The organism is Pseudomonas sp. S49 (genome assembly GCF_009866785.1).
Lineage (GTDB): Bacteria > Pseudomonadota > Gammaproteobacteria > Pseudomonadales > Pseudomonadaceae > Aquipseudomonas.
In genome coordinates, this window is record NZ_CP019432.1 from 2,662,801 (window position 1) to 2,680,577 (window position 17,777).

The 17,777-nt window shown below is 60.1% G+C and carries 16 protein-coding genes and 1 pseudogene; 10 read left to right on the forward strand and 7 right to left on the reverse strand.

Annotated elements, in window-relative coordinates; genetic code table 11:
- Positions 1-393: 393 nt before the first annotated feature.
- Positions 394-897 carry a GNAT family N-acetyltransferase gene (locus PspS49_RS11835; RefSeq protein WP_160039399.1) on the reverse strand — a complete coding sequence of 168 codons (504 nt, stop codon included), beginning with the start codon at positions 895-897 and terminating at the stop codon, positions 394-396.
- Positions 898-945: 48 nt separating this feature from the next.
- Positions 946-2,889 carry a DNA topoisomerase III gene (locus PspS49_RS11840; RefSeq protein ID WP_160039401.1) on the reverse strand — a complete coding sequence of 648 codons (1,944 nt, stop codon included), beginning with the start codon at positions 2,887-2,889 and terminating at the stop codon, positions 946-948.
- Positions 2,890-3,166: 277 nt separating this feature from the next.
- Between PspS49_RS11840 and PspS49_RS11845 the strand changes: the two genes are divergently transcribed.
- On the forward strand, positions 3,167-4,573 hold the full coding sequence (locus tag PspS49_RS11845) for a serralysin family metalloprotease (RefSeq protein WP_160039403.1): 1,407 nt from the start codon (positions 3,167-3,169) through the stop codon (positions 4,571-4,573).
- Positions 4,574-4,863: 290 nt separating this feature from the next.
- The gene (locus tag PspS49_RS11850; RefSeq protein ID WP_150751826.1) at positions 4,864-5,232 is read left to right on the forward strand and encodes a DUF427 domain-containing protein; all 369 of its coding nucleotides are present in this window, start codon (positions 4,864-4,866) and stop codon (positions 5,230-5,232) included.
- Between the two features lie 54 nt (positions 5,233-5,286).
- On the opposite strand, the gene PspS49_RS11855 is transcribed toward PspS49_RS11850, so the two are convergent.
- Both PspS49_RS11855 and PspS49_RS11860 read right to left on the reverse strand, forming a co-directional pair.
- Positions 5,287-6,909: an MFS transporter gene (locus PspS49_RS11855; protein ID WP_127926778.1), complete on the reverse strand. Its 1,623-nt coding sequence runs from the start codon at positions 6,907-6,909 to the stop codon at positions 5,287-5,289.
- Between the two features lie 134 nt (positions 6,910-7,043).
- Positions 7,044-8,705 (reverse strand): GMC family oxidoreductase N-terminal domain-containing protein, encoded by a 1,662-nt coding sequence (locus PspS49_RS11860; RefSeq protein WP_160039405.1) that lies wholly within the window; start codon positions 8,703-8,705, stop codon positions 7,044-7,046.
- A 133-nt stretch (positions 8,706-8,838) separates the two neighbouring features.
- On the opposite strand from PspS49_RS11860, the gene PspS49_RS11865 reads away from it, so the two are divergent.
- From PspS49_RS11865 to PspS49_RS11900, 8 genes and pseudogenes are all read left to right on the forward strand, one after another.
- A complete protein-coding gene (locus PspS49_RS11865; RefSeq protein WP_116031179.1) occupies positions 8,839-9,750 on the forward strand; it encodes a LysR family transcriptional regulator in 912 nt (303 codons plus the stop codon).
- 34 nt (positions 9,751-9,784) lie between these two features.
- Positions 9,785-10,237: a GNAT family N-acetyltransferase gene (locus tag PspS49_RS11870; RefSeq protein WP_160039407.1), complete on the forward strand. Its 453-nt coding sequence runs from the start codon at positions 9,785-9,787 to the stop codon at positions 10,235-10,237.
- Complete coding sequence (locus PspS49_RS11875) at positions 10,212-10,658, forward strand: VOC family protein (protein ID WP_238786341.1); 447 nt, start codon at positions 10,212-10,214, stop codon at positions 10,656-10,658. Before PspS49_RS11870 ends, PspS49_RS11875 begins: the two co-directional genes overlap by 26 nt.
- Positions 10,659-10,806: 148 nt before the next feature.
- Entirely contained in the window at positions 10,807-11,154 is a 348-nt protein-coding gene (locus PspS49_RS11880) for a metalloregulator ArsR/SmtB family transcription factor (protein ID WP_127926781.1), read from the forward strand.
- Between the two features lie 23 nt (positions 11,155-11,177).
- A complete protein-coding gene (locus PspS49_RS11885) occupies positions 11,178-12,461 on the forward strand; it encodes an arsenic transporter (protein ID WP_160039409.1) in 1,284 nt (427 codons plus the stop codon).
- Positions 12,462-12,489: 28 nt separating this feature from the next.
- Positions 12,490-12,960: an arsenate reductase ArsC gene (locus PspS49_RS11890; protein ID WP_007910659.1), complete on the forward strand. Its 471-nt coding sequence runs from the start codon at positions 12,490-12,492 to the stop codon at positions 12,958-12,960.
- Between the two features lie 9 nt (positions 12,961-12,969).
- Complete coding sequence (gene arsH, locus PspS49_RS11895; protein WP_160039411.1) at positions 12,970-13,665, forward strand: arsenical resistance protein ArsH; 696 nt, start codon at positions 12,970-12,972, stop codon at positions 13,663-13,665.
- Positions 13,666-13,821: 156 nt separating this feature from the next.
- Positions 13,822-14,933, forward strand: a pseudogene (locus PspS49_RS11900) (NAD(P)-dependent alcohol dehydrogenase).
- Positions 14,934-14,982: 49 nt separating this feature from the next.
- Here PspS49_RS11900 and PspS49_RS11905 read toward each other — a convergent pair.
- The 3 genes from PspS49_RS11905 to PspS49_RS11915 all read right to left on the reverse strand — a co-directional run bounded on the left by PspS49_RS11905 (position 14,983) and on the right by PspS49_RS11915 (position 17,775).
- Positions 14,983-15,546: a GNAT family N-acetyltransferase gene (locus tag PspS49_RS11905; protein WP_160039413.1), complete on the reverse strand. Its 564-nt coding sequence runs from the start codon at positions 15,544-15,546 to the stop codon at positions 14,983-14,985.
- A 154-nt stretch (positions 15,547-15,700) separates the two neighbouring features.
- The gene (locus tag PspS49_RS11910) at positions 15,701-17,116 is read right to left on the reverse strand and encodes an ATP-binding protein (RefSeq protein ID WP_160039415.1); all 1,416 of its coding nucleotides are present in this window, start codon (positions 17,114-17,116) and stop codon (positions 15,701-15,703) included.
- Positions 17,113-17,775 carry a response regulator gene (locus PspS49_RS11915; protein WP_007910671.1) on the reverse strand — a complete coding sequence of 221 codons (663 nt, stop codon included), beginning with the start codon at positions 17,773-17,775 and terminating at the stop codon, positions 17,113-17,115. The genes PspS49_RS11910 and PspS49_RS11915 overlap by 4 nt, the downstream gene beginning before the upstream one ends.
- Positions 17,776-17,777 lie beyond the last annotated feature (2 nt).

Consider the following 17,777-nt stretch of genomic DNA (forward strand, 5'->3'; position numbering starts at 1 on the left):
GTACGGGGTCGTGCATCTGTTGCATGTAGTCGTGTTGAATAACTGCTACGCAATAGCGTCACAACGAGGAGAAGCAGCGAAAACCGGGAGGCTCCTTGACGACATTTACCGTGTCGACCACAAGCGTCTTGAGAATTTTCGCCAGCGCTTCTCGTCCTTGTACTGGACGTTCAGGCCAGGTCAGCTTCTTCAATCTGCCTTGTGGGCAGCGTGTATCCGGAAAAAACAACTCGGCGGTCAGACGAGTTTGCTCAAGCGTGTTAATCGTGTTCCCGATCGGGGAACGTCTTCATCATGCAAAAGCAAAACGATGCCGTCAACGGTTTTGTAGTGATTATTTTTGTTCACTACATATTGTCGGACAAAGCTGTTTTGGAATGAGAAAGAATCCGTTCAGGCAACGGAAAAAGGCGTGCGCAGCCCGTAGAAGGTGCACGGATAACCGTCTACTTCGCGCTGCTGCAGGGTGAAGTGGCCATTGCTCATCAACGGAATCAGCCTGGCCCAGAAGCGCTGCGCCGCCAGGTTGGCGTCGATGTGGAAAATCTGCCATTGACCGGGGATCTGGCTCAAGAGGGCAGAGACGACAAACTGCGCGACGCCTTGGCCACGAAAGCGTCGCGCGATGAAAAAGTAGCCGATGTTGTGTTCGGCGCCGGGAATGTGGATTTCGTTATCGACGGTCACGAAGCCGGCCAGTTCGCCGTCGACGCGAATCAGAAATGGCTGGGTGGCCGGGTGGCGCCAGTAGTCGATTTTCGGCTGGATGGAGAAGAAACCATGCGCAGCGAGCTTCAGCGGCAGCCATTCGCTGAAGTCGTACATGTAGAACTGCATGAGGTTTTCGATGATCTCCAGCTCATCGCGCTGGGCTGGATGCAGTTCGATATTGGCCATACGCCGGGTTCCTGAAAGTGATGAGCCTTGCAGAAACAGTAGCGCGTTTTATTTGCCCGCCGGTTTCGCCGTGCGTTTGGTGGTGCCTGCGGTTTTGCTGCGCGTCGATTTACGTTTCTTCTTCCACGGTGCTGCGGCTTTGCCGGCGGGTGGCGGGCCGCTGATGGTCAGGCTGAGGCTGGAGCAGCGGGTCACCTGTTTGCTCATCCACGCCGCTTGTTTGGTGACGAATTCTTCCAGACTCATTTCGCCGCTTTGCACCATGTCCAGCGCCTGTTCCCAGATCGCCGTGGTGCCGGGGTCGGCAATCGCGCGTGGCACTGCGTCGATCAGGCTGAACGCCGCCGGCGTAGCAGCGAGGGCCTTGCCGTTTTTCACCAGATAACCACGGTCAATCAAGCCCTGAATGATCGAGGCGCGGGTGGCTTCGGTGCCGATACCGGTGGTGTCCTTGAGTTTCTGTTTGAGCAGCGGATCCTCGACCAGTTTGGCGACGTTTTTCATCGCCTTGATCAGATCGCCCTCGGTGTAGGGTTTGGGCGGTTGCGTCCACAAATCCTTGAGCTTCACAGCGGCGATGGCGCATTCGACGCCTTGGCTAAGGGCCGGCAAGGTTTGCGGTGCGGGTGCTTCGCGGCCCTTCGCCGCTGCCAGCGCTTCGGGCAGAGCACGCTTCCAGCCCGCTTCGATGATTTGCTTGCCGACCGCGCGCAATGCTTCACCGGCGCAATCGAAGTCGGCCTGGGTGCGATCGTATTCGTGATTGGGCAAGAACTGCGCCAGATAGCGTGCGCGGATCAGCGTGTACACCGCGCGATGCTTGCCGCTCAGGCGTTCAAGATTCTTCGCAGCAGCGGTGGGGATAATGCCGTGGTGAGCGCTGACCTTGGCGTCATTCCAGGCTCTGGATTTTCGTTGCGGCTCCAGAAACCCGTTGAGCGCTTCAAGGCCTGGATCTGCCTGACGCAATGCCGCAAGAATCCCCGCTGCCTCACTATGCTGGCTTAGCGGCAAGTAGCCGCAATCACTGCGCGGGTAAGTGATGACTTTGTAGGTTTCGTAGAGTGCCTGGGCAATGTCGAGGGTTTCCTGCGCGCCGAGGCCGAGCTTCTTCGAGCAGACTTCCTGCAAGGTGCCGAGATCGAAGGGCAGGGGCGCCACTTCGCGCATGCGCTCGGTTTTCAGCTTGACCACCCGGGCACTGGCAGCACTGTTGATGACGGCGGCCGCTTGCTGGGCCAGCGCCTGATTCAGGCAGCGCTCCTGATCATCACAAACATCCGACGGCGCTCGCCACTGCGCGGTAAACGGAATGCCGTTGTGCAGCAGATCGACATCGATCGCCCAGAATGGCACCGGCACGAAATCGGCGATGCTGCGGTCGCGATCAACCACCAGCCGTAAGGTCGGTGTCTGCACGCGGCCTACCGGCAACACCCCTTGATAACCCGATTGTCGCCCGAGCAGCGTGAACAGCCGGCTCATGTTCATGCCGATCAGCCAGTCCGCCCGCGAGCGGCCCAGCGCCGAGTGATACAGGCTGAAGGTCTCGGCCCCCGGTTTCAGCGCGGCCAGGGCTTTGCGGATCGAAGCTTCGTCCAGCGCCGACAGCCACAACCGGCGGATCGGCCCGCGATAACGACAATGCTCGACCAGTTCCCGGGCGATCATCTCGCCCTCACGGTCGGCGTCGGTGGCGATGATCAGTTCGCTGGCCTCGCCGAGCAGACGCTTGACCGCTTTGTACTGGCTGGCGGTGCGCGGCTTGACGGTCATTTTCCACTTGTCCGGAATGATCGGCAGATCGGCCAGCACCCAGCGCTTGTAGCGCGCGTCATAGGCATCCGGCGGGGCCGTCTCGAGCAAGTGGCCGATGCACCAGGTCACCGTGACGTCCGTTCCCAGCCAGCAGCCGTCGCCCCGACGCTTGGCGCCGAGCACGGCCGCAATGTCTTTGGCCTGGGAGGGTTTTTCACAGAGGTACAGCCGCATAACCACCATCGTCGATCAAGGTCCGAACAGGTGCACAGAATGGCCGGACTTGGCGTCAGGGGCAACTTTTATCTGTATGGATATACAGATAAAAAGCATTGCAGCAGGTGACGGGCAATACAGGGACGCAGGCAGGGCTATCGAGAAATTGAGTAGCACCCGGTTTGCGTGTGTGTCAGGTTTTTCGGCGATTCAAACACGCGAGTGACAGGACGATCTCGCCAGAAGATCGCCGTGGTCTGTCGACACTGACTACTCAGAAACAAGGAAGTCCATCATGGCTCAAGCCAAATCGAAAACCAGCAGCGCCTTCGACGAAATCGATACGTTCAGCCACCTGTATGACCGTGGCGTCGGGCTGGTCAATGGCAAACCTTCATTCACTGCCGATCAGGCTGCGGATGAAATCCTGCGTAAAGGCCTGTCGTGGGGCGACAAGAACGCTGACGGCAAGATCGACCTCAGTTACACCTTCCTGACCGAGAAACCGGCGAACTACAACGTCAAACTGGGCAACTTCAGCGAGTTCAGTGCCCAGCAAAAAGCCCAGGCCGTGCTGGCCATGCAATCCTGGGCTGATGTCGCCAACGTCACCTTCACTGAAGGCAAGGGCGGCGATGGCAACATGACCTTCGGTAACTACGATGTCAGCACCGGTGGCGCAGCGTTCGCTTACCTGCCGAGCGGCGGCAGCTATGACGGGCAGTCGTGGTACTTGATCAACGATCAGTATCAGGTCAACAAAACCCCGGACACCAACAACTACGGGCGCCAGACCCTGACCCACGAGATTGGCCATACCTTGGGCCTGTCACACCCGGGCGCGTACAACGCCGGTAATGGCAACCCGACCTATAACGACGCCAAGTACGCTGAAGATACCCGCGGCTACAGCCTGATGAGCTACTGGAGCGAAGCCAATACCGACCAGAACTTCAGCAAGGACGGCAGCGGCGCGTACGCTTCGGCGCCATTGCTGGACGATATCGTCGCGGTGCAGAAACTGTATGGTGCCAACTACGCGACCCGCGCCGACGACACCACCTACGGTTTCAATTCCAACGCCGAGCGCGATTTCTACAGCGCCACTTCGGCGTCCTCCAAAGTGGTTTTCTCGGTGTGGGATGGCGGCGGTAATGACACGCTGGATTTCTCCGGTTTCAGCCAGAACCAGAAGATCAACCTCAATGAAGGCTCGTTCTCCGATGTTGGCGGCCTGGTCGGTAACGTTTCCATTGCTCACGGCGTGACAGTGGAAAATGCCCTCGGCGGTTCAGGCAATGACCTGCTGATCGGCAATGCCGTTGCCAACGAACTGGTTGGCGGTGCCGGTAATGACATCCTTTATGGTGGTGGCGGTGGCGACACCTTGTGGGGCGGTGCAGGTGCAGACACCTTCGTGTTCGGTGCTGCCAGTGATTCGACCATGACGGCGCCGGACTGGATCATGGATTTCACCAGCGGCCTGGACAAGATCGACTTATCGGGTATCGCCGGTTTTGCCACGGGCGCGGCGTCGCTGAACTTTGTCAGCGGATTTACCGGGCATGCGGGAGACGCGGTCCTGACCTACTTCGCGCAAACCAATCAGACCAGCCTGATGGTGGACCTGACGGGGCAGGGTTCGGTGGACTTTGCCGTGGGTGTGGTGGGGCAGGCGGTGGCGACTGATATCGTTGCGTGATGCCTGAAGAGCGGCCCTCACCCTAACCCTCTCCCAGAGGTAGAGGGGACTGACCGAGTTGTCTGGCGAAATCCATCGACCTGGAAAACCGAGTCGATTATGGATTCAAAGCCAAACGTTCAAGTCGGTGAAGTTCGCCAATATCCCCCAATCGGCTCCCTCTCCCTCTGGGAGAGGGCTGGGGTGAGGGGCTTTTGAAGTTGATGGGCCGTTCGGCTGTAAAACCACCCCAACCATTACCGATGGGCTATACCTGAACCGGTCTCTTCGCCGTATCCAGGAGAACCCCCATGAAAACCCCCGGCCCCAGTCCTGTGATTGCCCTCGAACAACTTCCCGGCTGCCTGATAGTTAAATTCCACGGCATTCAGGTCGCCGCGTCTTCCCACGTCATGATCCTCAACGAAGCCAACTATCCGCCGGTCTATTACATCCCCCGCGAAGACATCGACGAAAAGTACTTCGCCCGCACCGACCACACCAGTTATTGCCCGTACAAGGGCGACGCCAATTACTTCAGCCTGCAAGTGCCGGGGCATGAAGGGGCGAACGCGGTGTGGACTTACGAAAATCCGAAAGTGTCAGTCGCTCCGATCCGCGACTACGTGGCGTTTTATCCGGATCAGGTGAAGTTCGAGGTGATCAAGGCTGATGCCTGAGCAAAAAAACGGCGAGGGTAAAAGCCCTCGCCGATTGATGTGTCTGGTTGAGTTTCAGTTCTTGTCGAGATCGATATTCTTCGTCTCACGCAAACAGATCATCCCCACCACCAGGCTCACCCCGGTAATCAACACCGGATACCACAGACCATAGAAAATGTCCCCGGTGTACACCACCAGCGCAAACGACACCGTCGGCAGGAATCCGCCAAACCAGCCGTTGCCGATGTGGTACGGCAGCGACATCGAGGTGTAGCGAATGCGCGTCGGGAACAGTTCGACCATCAGCGCCGCCAGTGGGCCGTAGCACATCGCCGAGATGATGATCAGCGCCACGATCAGGGCGACGATCATCGGTTTGTTGATTTGCTGCAGATCAGCCTGTTGCGGGTAGCCGGCCAGGGTGATCGCGCCGCGCAGTGAAGCCTCATCGAAGCCGTCGAGTTTGACGTCGCCGACGCTCACCTGCACGGCGCTGCCAGCCGGGGCGGCGGCGCTAGAGTAGGGCAGGCCTTGCTTGACCAGGAAGGTTTTGACCTTGTCGCACGGGCTGTCGAATTTGGCTTTGCCGACCGGGTCGAACTGGAAGGTGCAAGTCGCCGGATCCGCCAGCACGGTGATCGGTGCCTGACGGCTGGCCTGATCGATCGCCGGGTTGGCGTAGTGCGCGAGGGACTTGAAGATCGGGAAGTACAGCGCCGTGGCCAGTAGCAAGCCGAGCATCAACACCGGTTTACGGCCGACCTTGTCCGACAGCCAGCCGAAAAAGATGAAGAACGGTGCGCCGATGACCACGCTGATGATCAACAAAGTGTTGGCCACCGCCGGGTCCATTTTCAGGAACTGGGTGAGGAAGAACAGCACGTAGAACTGCGCCGCGTAGAAGGTCACCGCTTGGCCGGCGTTGATGCTGAACAGGGCGATCAACACGACCTTGAGGTTTTCCCATTTGCCGAAGGATTCGCGGATCGGCGCTTTCGAGGTTTTGCCTTCCTCTTTCATTTTCAGATAGGCCGGCGACTCGTGCAGGCTCAGGCGGATCCAGGTGGAAATGCCCAGCAGCACGATCGACAGCAGGAACGGAATACGCCAGCCCCACACCTCAAACTGATCGCCGGTGAAGTAGCGGCAACCGAGCACCACCAGCAGCGACAGCAACAGGCCGAGGGTCGCGGTGGACTGAATCCAGCTGGTGTGGAAACCGCGCTTTCCGATCGGCGCGTGTTCGGCAACGTAAGTTGCCGCACCGCCGTATTCGCCGCCGAGCGCCAAGCCCTGAAGCATGCGCAGCACCACCAGAATGATCGGCGCGGCGATGCCGATACTGGCGTAGGTCGGCAGCAGACCGACGCAGAACGTCGCCACACCCATCAGAATGATCGTCGCGAGAAAGGTGTATTTGCGCCCGATCATATCCCCCAACCGACCGAACACCAGCGCCCCGAACGGTCGCACGATAAAGCCGGCGGCGAAGGCCATCAGCGCAAAGATGAACGCGGTGGTGTCGTTGACCCCGGCGAAAAATTGCTTGCTGATCACTGCCGCGAGCGCGCCGTAGAGGAAGAAGTCATACCACTCGAACACCGTACCGAGTGAGGAAGCGAAGATGACTTTGCGTGTATCCGGGCTGGTCTCGACGCTGCGCACGGCGTCCAGCGGCTGAACGTGTTCTGACATATCGGTATCCCTCACAGTGATTGTTTTTGTTGTTCCACTGGTGTTGCGTGTCCGGGTGATGCGCGATGCTTTGAATCTGTTGATGATTCCTGTGGGAGCGAGCCTGCTCGCGAAGGCGTCGTGTCAGTCAACGTTTATGTTGAATGTGCTACCGCATTCGCGAGCAGGCTCGCTCCCACATTTGGACTGTGTACAGGTCCAGCCAGGATGAGTTGTGCCGCTTTCTCGGCAATCATCAGCGTAGGCGAACAGGTGTTGCCCGAGGTGATGCGCGGCATGATCGACGCATCGGCAATGCGCAAACCGGGCACGCCGTGGACGCGCAGTTGCGCGTCGACCACCGCATCGCCGTCATTGCCCATGCGACAGGTGCCGACCGGATGGAAAATCGTCGTGCCGATCGTCGCTGCTGCTTGCTGCAATTGTTCTTCACTTTGCAGGCTGGCGCCGGGCAGGTATTCCACCGGTTTGAACGCTTGCAGGGCAGGGGCGCTGACGATGCGGCGGGTCAGGCGAATCGCATCAGCCGCGACGCGTAAATCTTCTGGATGACTGAGGTAGTTGGGCTGAATCAACGGCGCTTCCTGCGGATCCACCGAACGAATATCGATGCGTCCACGACTCTGCGGACGCAAATCGCAAACTGAGGCGGTGAAGGCAGGGAAGCTGTGCAACGGCTCGCCAAAACGCTCCAGCGACAATGGCTGCACGTGGTACTCAAGATTCGCCGAGGTCTGCTCCGGCCCCGAACGCGCAAACGCGCCCAACTGACTCGGCGCCATCGACAGCGGCCCGCTACGGTCATACAGATAACGCAGGCCCATACCCATCTTGCCCCACACGCTGCCAGCGATCTGGTTGAGCGTGCGGGCGTTTTCCAGTTTGTAGATCAGGCGCAGTTGCAGGTGATCCTGCAGGTTGCCGCCGACGCCTGGCAGCTCATGAATCACGCCGATACCGAGGCGTTCGAGCAGCGGCCGTGGGCCAATCCCGGAGCGTTGCAGAATGCTCGGCGAACCGACGGCTCCAGCGCACAAGATGATCTCTTTGCGTGCCTTGAATTGTTTGATCTGACCTTCGTGACGCGCGCTGACTTTTGAAGCGCGACCGCCCTCCAGCAACACCCGATCCACCTCAACCCCGGTCAGCACTGTCAGATTGGCTCGGTCACGCACCGGTTTCAAAAACGCTTTCGCCGCGTTCCAGCGCACGCCGGATTTCTGATTGACCTGGAAGTAGCCGCAACCCTCGTTGTCGCCCTGATTGAAGTCATCGATGCTGGCGATGCCACTCTGCTCGGCGGCACTGCGAAAGGCATCCAGAATCGGCCAGGACAGGCGCTGTTGTTCGACCCGCCATTCACCCTTGGCGCCGTGAAATTCAGCCGCGCCGGCAAAATGGTTTTCGCTCTGTTTGAACAGCGGCAACACGTCATTCCAGGCCCAGCCCGGATTGCCCTCGGCCGCCCAGCCATCGTAGTCGTTGGCCTGGCCGCGCATGTAGATCATGCCGTTGATGGACGAACAACCGCCCAGCACTTTACCGCGCGGATAGCTCAGCGCGCGGCCGTTGAGACCGGGTTGTTCTTCGGTCTTGAAGCACCAGTCGGTGCGCGGGTTACCGATGCAGAACAGGTAACCGACAGGAATGTGAATCCACGCATAGTTGTCGCGCCCGCCGGCTTCGAGCAACAGCACGCGCTGCTGCGGATCGGCCGACAGTCGATTGGCCAGCAAGCACCCGGCAGGGCCGGCGCCGACCACGATGTAGTCGTATTCATCGAGGGAAGTCTGCATTCCCTGACCTCGCTTTTTGTTTTTATTGTCGGACACTCTAGTTGTTAGCTTTCGTTAAAAGAATGTTAGTTTTTGCGCAGCCGCTGTGCGTTTTCAAACAGCCTGCATAGACCATAGCCGACAAGGACACGCCATGTTCGACTGGAACGACCTGCGGTTTTTTCTCGAACTGCAACGCAGCGGCCGCCTGCTCACCGCCGCCCGCCGCCTCAACACCACCCACGCCACCGTCGCCCGCCATATCGAAGCCATCGAAAAAAGCCTCGGCACCGCGTTGTTCGTCCAGCATGCGCAAGGCTACGAAATGACCCCGGCGGGGGAAGCGTTGCTTAAACATGCTGAGGCGATGGAAAACGTTGCCTTGCTGGCGCAGGAAGAGATCACCCAATCCACCGCGCCACTGGGCAAGATTCGTGTCGGCGTCACCGAAGGGCTGGGCATCAAGTTTCTCGCCAGCCGCATGATCGGCTTGTTCGAGCGCTATCCGGGATTGGAAGTGGAACTGGTCGCGGTGCCGCGCTTTGTCAGCATCCTTAACCGTGAAGCGGAAATCAGCATTCATCTGGAGCGCCCGGCGGCGGACATGCTGGTGACGCGCAAACTCACCGACTATCGACTCGCGTTGTACGCCAGCCAACGCTATCTCGATAAGGCGCCGCCACTGCAAAGCCGCGAAGACCTCGGGCGGCATGCGTGGATCGGTTATGTCGATGATTTGCTGTTCAGCCAGGAATTGATGTTTCTCAACAGCTTCTGCCGCAGCCCGCGCGTGGTGTTTCACAGCACCAGCGTCATCGCTCAGCAGGAAGCAGCGCGGTCGGGATTGGGCATTGCGGTGTTGCCTTGCTACATGGCCGAGTCGGATCCCGATCTGGTGCCGTTGCTGCCGGATGAAAGCATCGAGCGCAGCTACTGGATCAGCACGCGGCGCGAGTTGCACAAATCGGTGCGGCTGCGGGTGGTCTGGGATTATGTGGTGGGGTTATGTGAGGCGGAGCAGGGGTTGCTGCTGGGCAGATCGCAGGTTGGCTCCTCTTTTGCTTGAAAGCGCCAAGGCCTTTTAACAATGGAGAGCAGCAATGAGGGAATGGCTTACCGTTCGCGACATCAATGCGGACACCTTGAAGGCCATCAGTGACGGCGTCTTACGGCATGGCCGAGCCTTGTCAGAGGCGCGCGGCGGGCACGCTGAAGCCATCGCCTGTGCGCTGATGGAGGAGGGAACACTGATCGGCGGCGCTACCGGCAGAACCGAATTCCGGCGCCTGTTTGTCAATTACCTGTGGATCGACGCGCAATGGCGCGGAACCGGGCTGGGTACTCAGGCGTTGCACAAGCTTGAGGCGTTAGCGGTTGAAAGGGCGTGCGTGGATGCCTTGATCGAAACGCTGGATGACGACGTCGCCCGTTGGTACACCCGCTGCGGCTACCGATTGATCGCGCACGTGCCTGAATACTGCGGCCCGTGGAGTCGTCATACGCTGTTGAAAACGCTTAACGGAACCAATGGAAACGCCGCCGATGAGCTGTAGCCATCTGAGCAGCACGCCCAAAACCGGCAGGCTTCATCACGTTGAAATCAATGTCTCATCGCTGGAAGTCTCGCTGCGTTTTTGGCAGCCGTTGCTCTTGATGCTGGGTTACGCGCAGCATCAAAACTGGCCCGCCGGGCGCAGCTTTATTCTCAACGGCACCTACCTGGTGTTCGTTCAGGCAAGCGATCTGCAACAGGGCTTTAACCGCCGGGGCGTGGGCTTGAATCATCTGGCGTTCCAGGCGGGTTCACAGGCGCAAGTGGATGAAATGGCGGGTTGGCTGCGAACGTCCGGTTTTCGTCTTCTCTACGAGAACGCCTATCCGTACGCCGGCGGCCCGGAGCACTACGCCCTCTACTGTGAGGATCCGGACAAGATCAAAGTAGAGATCGTCGCGCCGGTGGACACGCACCTGTAGTCCCGTTTGCAGGGCTGGCAGGAATGACGTTGCGTGCGGCATTGAAGACTGTGCCTTCTACAGCGCTTTGGCAAAAAGGAAATTCTTGGGGTTGATTAATATATGGATATCCGTATATTCGAATTTCCATATGTGCAGAGCCCATTCCATGATCACTCCCACCGAAGTCTTCAAGAGCCTCGCTGACGAAACCCGCGTCCGCGCCATGCTGCTCATTTCCGATCAAGGTGAACTCTGCGTTTGCGAGCTGATGTGTGCGCTCGACGACAGCCAACCGAAAATCAGCCGCCACCTCGCGCAACTGCGCAGCAATGGCTTGCTGCTCGATCGCCGTCAGGGCCAGTGGGTCTATTACCGGCTCAATCCGGAGCTGCCGGCGTGGGTGCGCGAGATTCTGCAAGTGACGTCCAAAGCCAACGCCGATTGGTTCAAGGACAACGCCGCCCGTCTGCAGAACATGGACGGGCGTCCGGTGCGCGAAGCCGCCTGCTGCTGAATCCGGATTTAGAGAGTTCTGACATGTTGCTGGCTTTCGCTGTTTTCGTCTTCACCCTCGTACTCGTCATCTGGCAGCCCAAAGGATTAGGCGTCGGTTGGAGCGCCACGTTCGGTGCCCTGATCGCCCTGGCTGTCGGTGCCGTTTCGCTGCAGGACATTCCCACAGTGTGGGCCATCGTCTGGAACGCCACCGCCACGTTTATCGCGGTGATCATCATCAGCCTGCTGCTGGATGAAGCCGGCTTCTTTGAATGGGCGGCACTCCACGTTGCACGATGGGCAAAGGGCAGTGGTTATCGATTGTTCGCGTTCTGCGTGTTGCTCGGCGCGGCGGTGTCGGCGGTGTTCGCCAACGACGGTGCGGCGCTGATCCTTACGCCCATTGTCATGTCGATGTTGCTGGCGCTGCGCTTTTCACCGGCGGCGACGTTGGCATTCGTCATGGCCGCCGGGTTTATTGCCGACACGGCCAGCCTGCCGCTGGTGGTGTCCAATCTGGTCAACATCGTGTCCGCCGACTACTTCGGCTTGGGCTTTGCCGAATACGCATCGGTGATGGTGCCGGTGAGTCTGGTCAGTGTCGCGGCGACGCTGCTGGTGCTGTTTGTGTACTTCCGGCGCGATGTGCCACAGCGCTACCCGGTTGAGGCGCTTCAGGAACCCAAAGCAGCGATTCGCGACCACGCCACCTTTGTGGTCGGCGGCTGGACACTGCTGATATTGCTGGTCGGGCTGTTCGCTCTGGAACCGCTGGGGATTCCTGTCAGTGCCGTCGCGGCAGTGTGTGCGGTGATCCTTTTTGCGGTCGCTGCCAAGGGCCACAAGATCGCTACCCGACGGGTTTTGCGCGATGCGCCGTGGCAGATCGTGGTGTTCTCGCTGGGCATGTACCTGGTGGTGTATGGCCTGAAGAATGCCGGGTTGACGGACCTGCTGGCCGTCGTCCTCGACCGCTTGGCCGAGCAAGGTTTGTGGAGCGCCACCCTCGGCACTGGCCTGCTGTCCGCGCTGTTGTCATCGGTGATGAACAACATGCCCAGCGTGCTGATCGGTGCGCTGTCGATCCAGGCCAGCGACGCCCAAGGGGTCGTTCGCGAAGCGATGATCTACGCCAACATCATTGGCTGCGACCTCGGCCCGAAAATCACCCCCATCGGTAGCCTCGCCACGTTGCTCTGGCTGCATGTGCTGGAACGCAAAGGTCTGCGCATCACCTGGGGCTACTACTTCAAGGTCGGCATTCTGCTGACCCTTCCGGTTCTGTTGATCACTCTTTCGGCCCTGGCACTGCGCCTGAGCCTTTGATGTCCGCCAAAAGCGGTAGGAGCAATCCATGCGAGTTCTGTTCATGTGCACGGCCAACAGCTGCCGCAGCATCCTCTCTGAAGCCATGTTCAATCATCTGGCGCCAGCGGGATTCGAAGCGGTGAGTGCCGGCAGTTTCCCCAAAGGCCAGGTGTTGCCGCGCAGCCTGTCGACGCTGCAACAGGCCGGCATCGCCATTGATGGTTTGCACAGCAAAGGCAACGACGCTTTTGAAAGCAACCCGCCAGATATCGTCATCACCGTGTGCGACAAAGCCGCTGGCGAGACTTGCCCGGTATATTTCGGCCCGGCGCTGAAATCCCATTGGGGGCTGGAAGATCCCTCCGAAGTGAAGGGCGACGAAGCCACCGTCGACGCGGCTTTTCACGCCACCCTTATGCGCATCGGCCAACGCTGTCAGGCCTTCCTCGATCTGCCTTTCCACTCGCTCAGCCGCGACCAACTCAAGGCTGAGCTCGACCGCATCGGCGCGCTTTAAGGAGGATTTATGTCCGAACTGCCCAACCTCGATCTCAATCTGTTCGATAACGCCAAACCGTCGCAAGCGGGCGTGCACAAACCGCGGATCCTGCTGCTCTACGGCTCGACCCGCGAACGCTCGTTCAGCCGTTTGCTGGTAGAGGAGGCCGCTCGCCTGCTCGAACATTTCGGCGCCGAAACGCGCATCTTCAACCCGTCCGGTCTGCCACTGCCCGACGACGTTCCGGTCGACCATCCCAAGGTGCAGGAACTGCGCGAGCTGGTGCTGTGGTCGGAAGGCCAGGTCTGGTGCTCACCTGAACGTCATGGCGCGATGTCCGCCGTGTTCAAGGCGCAGATCGACTGGATCCCGCTGGAACTCGGCGCGGTACGCCCGACCCAGGGCAAAACCCTGGCCGTGATGCAGGTCTGCGGCGGTTCGCAGTCGTTCAACGTGGTCAACCAGTTGCGCGTGTTGGGCCGCTGGATGCGCATGTTCACCATCCCCAACCAATCCTCGGTGCCCAAGGCCTACATGGAGTTCGACGACACCGGGCGGATGAACGCGTCGCCGTTTTATGATCGTGTGGTCGATGTGATGGAAGAACTGGTGAAGTTCACCGTGCTGCTGCGCGATCAACAGGCGCATCTGGTCGATCGTTACTCCGAGCGTAAGGAAAGTGCAGAGCAATTGATGGCGCGGGTGAATCAGCGTTCTATTTGAGGTCGTCCCTCGGCGAGGGACGGCTGCGTTCACGTGCGGCATCGGCGATGCGCAATCCAGCATTGATTGATGGTGATCAACCTTGTGTCGGTCAGTTCGGCGCAGCCTTGGAAAGGTGCTGAACTCACTGCAAACACCTGCACAGGAGTCTTGATCATGGCCATGATGAAAGCGGCGATATTCGTCGAAAAGAATCGCATCGTGCTGGATGACAAACCGATCCCCGAGGTTGGCCCGCTGGACGCGCTGGTGCGCATCACCACCACGACAATCTGCGGCACCGACGTACATATCCTGCGTGGCGAGTATCCGGTGGCCAAAGGTTTGACCGTCGGGCACGAACCGGTGGGCGTGATCGAGAAACTTGGCTCACAGGTGCGCGGATTTTTCGAAGGCCAACGGGTGATTGCCGGCGCCATCACCCCCAGCGGCCAAAGCTACGCTTGCCTGTGTGGCTGCGGCTCCCAGGACGGGCCGGACACCCGCCACGGCTTTCGCGCCACCGGCGGCTGGAAATTCGGCAACATTATCGATGGCTGCCAGGCGGAGTACGTCTTGGTGCCCGATGCCTTGGCCAACCTGTGTCCGATCCCCGACGGGCTGAGTGACGAACAAGTGCTGATGTGCCCGGACATCATGTCCACCGGGTTCAAGTGCTGATGTGCCCGGACATCATGTCCACCGGGTTCTCCGGCGCCGAACGTGGCGAAGTCAGTATCGGCGACAGCGTTGCGGTATTCGCGCTGGGGCCGATCGGACTGTGCGCGGTGGCCGGGGCGCGGCTCAAGGGCGCGAGCGTGATCATTGGCGTCGACGCGGTGGCCGAGCGCATGAGTGTCGCGCGGCAGTTGGGCGCGACCCATGTGGTCAACTTCAAGGACGGCGACGTGGTCGAGCAAATCATGGCGTTGACCGACGGGCGCGGCGTGGATGTGTCCATCGAAGCCTTGGGCACCCAAGGCACGTTCGAGTCTGCGTTGCGGGTGTTACGCCCGGGCGGACGCCTGTCGAGTCTGGGGGTTTACGCATCGGACCTGCGCATTCCCTACGATGCCTTCGCGGCAGGGCTGGGCGATTACAGCATCGTCAGCACCCTGTGCCCCGGCGGCAAGGAACGCATGCGCCGGTTGATGGCGGTGGTGCAAAGCGGTGGTGTCGATCTGTCGCCGCTGGTGACCCACCACTTCAAACTCGACGATATCGAAGCCGCCTATGAACTGTTCGCCCATCAGCGCGATGGGGTGATGAAGGTGGCGATCACGCCGTGATCGGCAACACGCCCCGCAACGTTTAAAGGTGCGGGGCGCAGGAATGTCGCTACAGACTCAGGCGATGAATGATCTGATGGGCATCATCAGGATCGCTGTGGGTTTCAAAGCCCAGTGATCGGGCGAGGTCGCGCATGCCCGTGTTGCTGGCGGAATCCACCGAATACAGATGCTTGAAACCGTTGTGCCGGGCAGCCTTGATCAAATGTTCCATCAGCAACGTGGCCAGGCCCAGGTGCATCCACTCATCGGCGACCGTGACGGCGCATTCACAGTCCTGTTCGCCCGTGGCGGCGTAGCGGCTGATCCCGATCTCGATCAATTCGCCATTTTCGTGAACCAGTGCGATGAAGGCCGCGCGTTGTTTGTAGTCGACGTCCATCAACTGATCGAGCAACGCGGTGCCCGGCTCACTGATCTGCGCAAGAAAGCGCAGGTGTCGGGACTCGGGCGACAAGCGCTTGATGAACGCGTATTCGCGTTCGCGATCCTCGGCGGCCAGGGCACGGACCAAGACGTGGCGGCCATCCCTGAGCGACTCGATCCAGTATTCACCTAGGTGCGCGGCATAGGCCGGCGCCGCGCGGTCATTTTGGTCTTTGACAGTGAGCATGAGATGAGCCTCCATCGGGGCTGAACGAGCAACGCGCAGGAGAGTGCGCTGAGTCTGTTCTACACCGATGTCAGCCCCGGAAGCTGATCTGGATCAGATTCCGACGCGCGGCCACTGTTTTAACGGGCAATGGCGCTCTGGTTCCGCAACAGACTCAACTCTGCGGCGGTTCGCGGGTGCTGCGTTGCGATGCGGGGCGCGGTTGCCCGTCGGGAATCGACAAGGTCGCACGCAAGCCGCCCTCCGCGCGGTTGACCAAAGTGATCCGACCGCCCAACTGCGTGGCGATGGTGTTGACGATGGTCAGCCCCAGCCCCGCACCGTTGGCATTGCCGCGACTGTAGAAACGTTCGAACAAGCGTGCCCGGTCCGTTTCATCAATGCCCGGCCCCTGATCTTCAACGCTCAAGTGATAGAAACCCTCGGCCTGACTGAGCAGCACGGTGATCACGCCATGTTCGGGGGAGAAGTTGGCGGCGTTGGTGATCAGGTTGTTCAGGGCAATGTCGATCGTGCCGGGGCTGGCCATGATGTTGAATGGTTGCGCGCTGGCTTCAAAAGCCAGCTCCAGGTGTTTGCTCAGTAACCATGGTGTCAGTTGCACCAGGCTATTGCGCACGGTTTCACTGAGGTCGATGGGTTGCAGCGGTGGCGGATTGGGTTTTGGTTCCAGGCGCGCCATGGTCAGCAACTGGTTGACCAAGCGACTGGTGCGGTCGACCCCGGCGATCAGAAACGCCAGCGACTCGCGGCGCTCCTGTTCGGTGCCGGCCTCCTGCAGGTTCTGCGCATGCACCCGCAGCACCGCCAGCGGCGTGCGCATTTCGTGGGCGGCATCGGCGATAAAGCGCCGTTCACGGCCGAGCACTTCCTGAATCTGCGCGAGCATGCGGTTGAGCGCCGCTTGCATCGGTTCCAGCTCACTGGGCAGCGGCGCCAGTTGCAACGGTTCCAGCGAACCGCTGTGTCGGGCGCGCAAGGTCTCGGCCATGTTCGCCAAGGGCTTGAGGCCCCAGCCGATGGCCAGCCAGACCATCGCCGCGAGCAGCAAGCTGCCGACCATGTTCGGCCACAGCGTGTGCCGGACGATGCGGTCGACCAGATCGGCGCGCACATCGTCACGCTCACCGACCCAGATGCGCAGGCCGTTCTGTTTGTCTTCAAGGAGAAAGGCGCGCCAGTGCCGATTGTTCAGATCCAGCACATCGCTGAAGCCGGGCTGTGTTGGCGGCGCCTTGAAGGACGGTGCGCTGGCGGTGTGCACCAACACATCACCGGCAGGATTCCACACCTGAAAAGCGATTTTGCGTTCGTACGGATGACCCTCACCGCGCGGCACCGCTTCGCCCAGCGCCGAGTTGAACGCCTGGTAAAGCTCGGCGTGCTGTTTGCTGGCCAGTGGCATGCGCATCACGCCTTGCAGCAGACGCGCGTTCTGCGCCAATTGCGCGTCGTAGACCTCGGCGATTTCGTGGTTGCTGTCGTGCAGGTTGAAGGTGCTGAGCACCGCGAGGCCGGCCAGCAACAGGCCGATGATCAAGGTCAGCGTGCGGCGGCGGATCGAGGTCATCGACGCTCCTCCACCAGATAACCGACACCACGGATGGTGCGGATCAGGTCGGTGGAAAACTTCTTGCGCAGGTGATGGATGTGCACTTCGAGGGTGTTGCTTTCGGCTTCTTCATTCCAGCCGTAAAGCAGCTGCATCAGTTGATCGCGGGTCATGACCCGGCCCGGCGGTGACAGCAGTTCGTGCAGCAACTGATATTCCTTCGGCGTCAGGGCCACAGGCTGGCCCTGATAGCTGACTTGCTGGGTGCCGGGGTTGAGGCTGATGCCGGCATGCTCGATCAACGCCTGGGCGCGCCCGGCACTGCGCCGCAACAAGGCGCGCAAGCGTGCCTTGAGCTCATCCAGGTCGAACGGTTTGATCAGGTAGTCGTCGGCCCCGGCGTCGAGCCCGGCGATACGATCTTCGGTGGCGTCGCGCGCGGTCAGAATCAGCACCGGCAGATTCGAACCGCTGTCGCGCAGGCGGCGCAGCACTTGCAGGCCGTCCATGCGCGGCAGACCGAGATCGAGCACGGCGACATCGAAGGTTTCACTGAGCAGCGCATGCAACGCACTGCTGCCGTCCTTGAGCCAGTCGACGGTGTAACCCTCGCGGCCCAGCGCCTGATGAATGCCTTCACCCAGCGCGACGTCATCCTCAACCAGTAATAAACGCACGC

Coding starts and splice junctions, on each gene's coding strand:
- PspS49_RS11835 (WP_160039399.1), bottom strand. CDS start 897: ATGGCCAATATCGAACTGCATCCAGCCCAGCGCGATGAGCTGGAGATC.
- arsH (WP_160039411.1), top strand. CDS start 12,970: ATGTCCGAACTGCCCAACCTCGATCTCAATCTGTTCGATAACGCCAAA.
- PspS49_RS11880 (WP_127926781.1), top strand. CDS start 10,807: ATGATCACTCCCACCGAAGTCTTCAAGAGCCTCGCTGACGAAACCCGC.
- PspS49_RS11845 (WP_160039403.1), top strand. CDS start 3,167: ATGGCTCAAGCCAAATCGAAAACCAGCAGCGCCTTCGACGAAATCGAT.
- PspS49_RS11890 (WP_007910659.1), top strand. CDS start 12,490: ATGCGAGTTCTGTTCATGTGCACGGCCAACAGCTGCCGCAGCATCCTC.
- PspS49_RS11865 (WP_116031179.1), top strand. CDS start 8,839: ATGTTCGACTGGAACGACCTGCGGTTTTTTCTCGAACTGCAACGCAGC.
- PspS49_RS11840 (WP_160039401.1), bottom strand. CDS start 2,889: ATGCGGCTGTACCTCTGTGAAAAACCCTCCCAGGCCAAAGACATTGCG.
- PspS49_RS11905 (WP_160039413.1), bottom strand. CDS start 15,546: ATGCTCACTGTCAAAGACCAAAATGACCGCGCGGCGCCGGCCTATGCC.
- PspS49_RS11860 (WP_160039405.1), bottom strand. CDS start 8,705: ATGCAGACTTCCCTCGATGAATACGACTACATCGTGGTCGGCGCCGGC.
- PspS49_RS11875 (WP_238786341.1), top strand. CDS start 10,212: ATGGAAACGCCGCCGATGAGCTGTAGCCATCTGAGCAGCACGCCCAAA.
- PspS49_RS11910 (WP_160039415.1), bottom strand. CDS start 17,116: ATGACCTCGATCCGCCGCCGCACGCTGACCTTGATCATCGGCCTGTTG.
- PspS49_RS11850 (WP_150751826.1), top strand. CDS start 4,864: ATGAAAACCCCCGGCCCCAGTCCTGTGATTGCCCTCGAACAACTTCCC.
- PspS49_RS11885 (WP_160039409.1), top strand. CDS start 11,178: ATGTTGCTGGCTTTCGCTGTTTTCGTCTTCACCCTCGTACTCGTCATC.
- PspS49_RS11870 (WP_160039407.1), top strand. CDS start 9,785: ATGAGGGAATGGCTTACCGTTCGCGACATCAATGCGGACACCTTGAAG.
- PspS49_RS11855 (WP_127926778.1), bottom strand. CDS start 6,909: ATGTCAGAACACGTTCAGCCGCTGGACGCCGTGCGCAGCGTCGAGACC.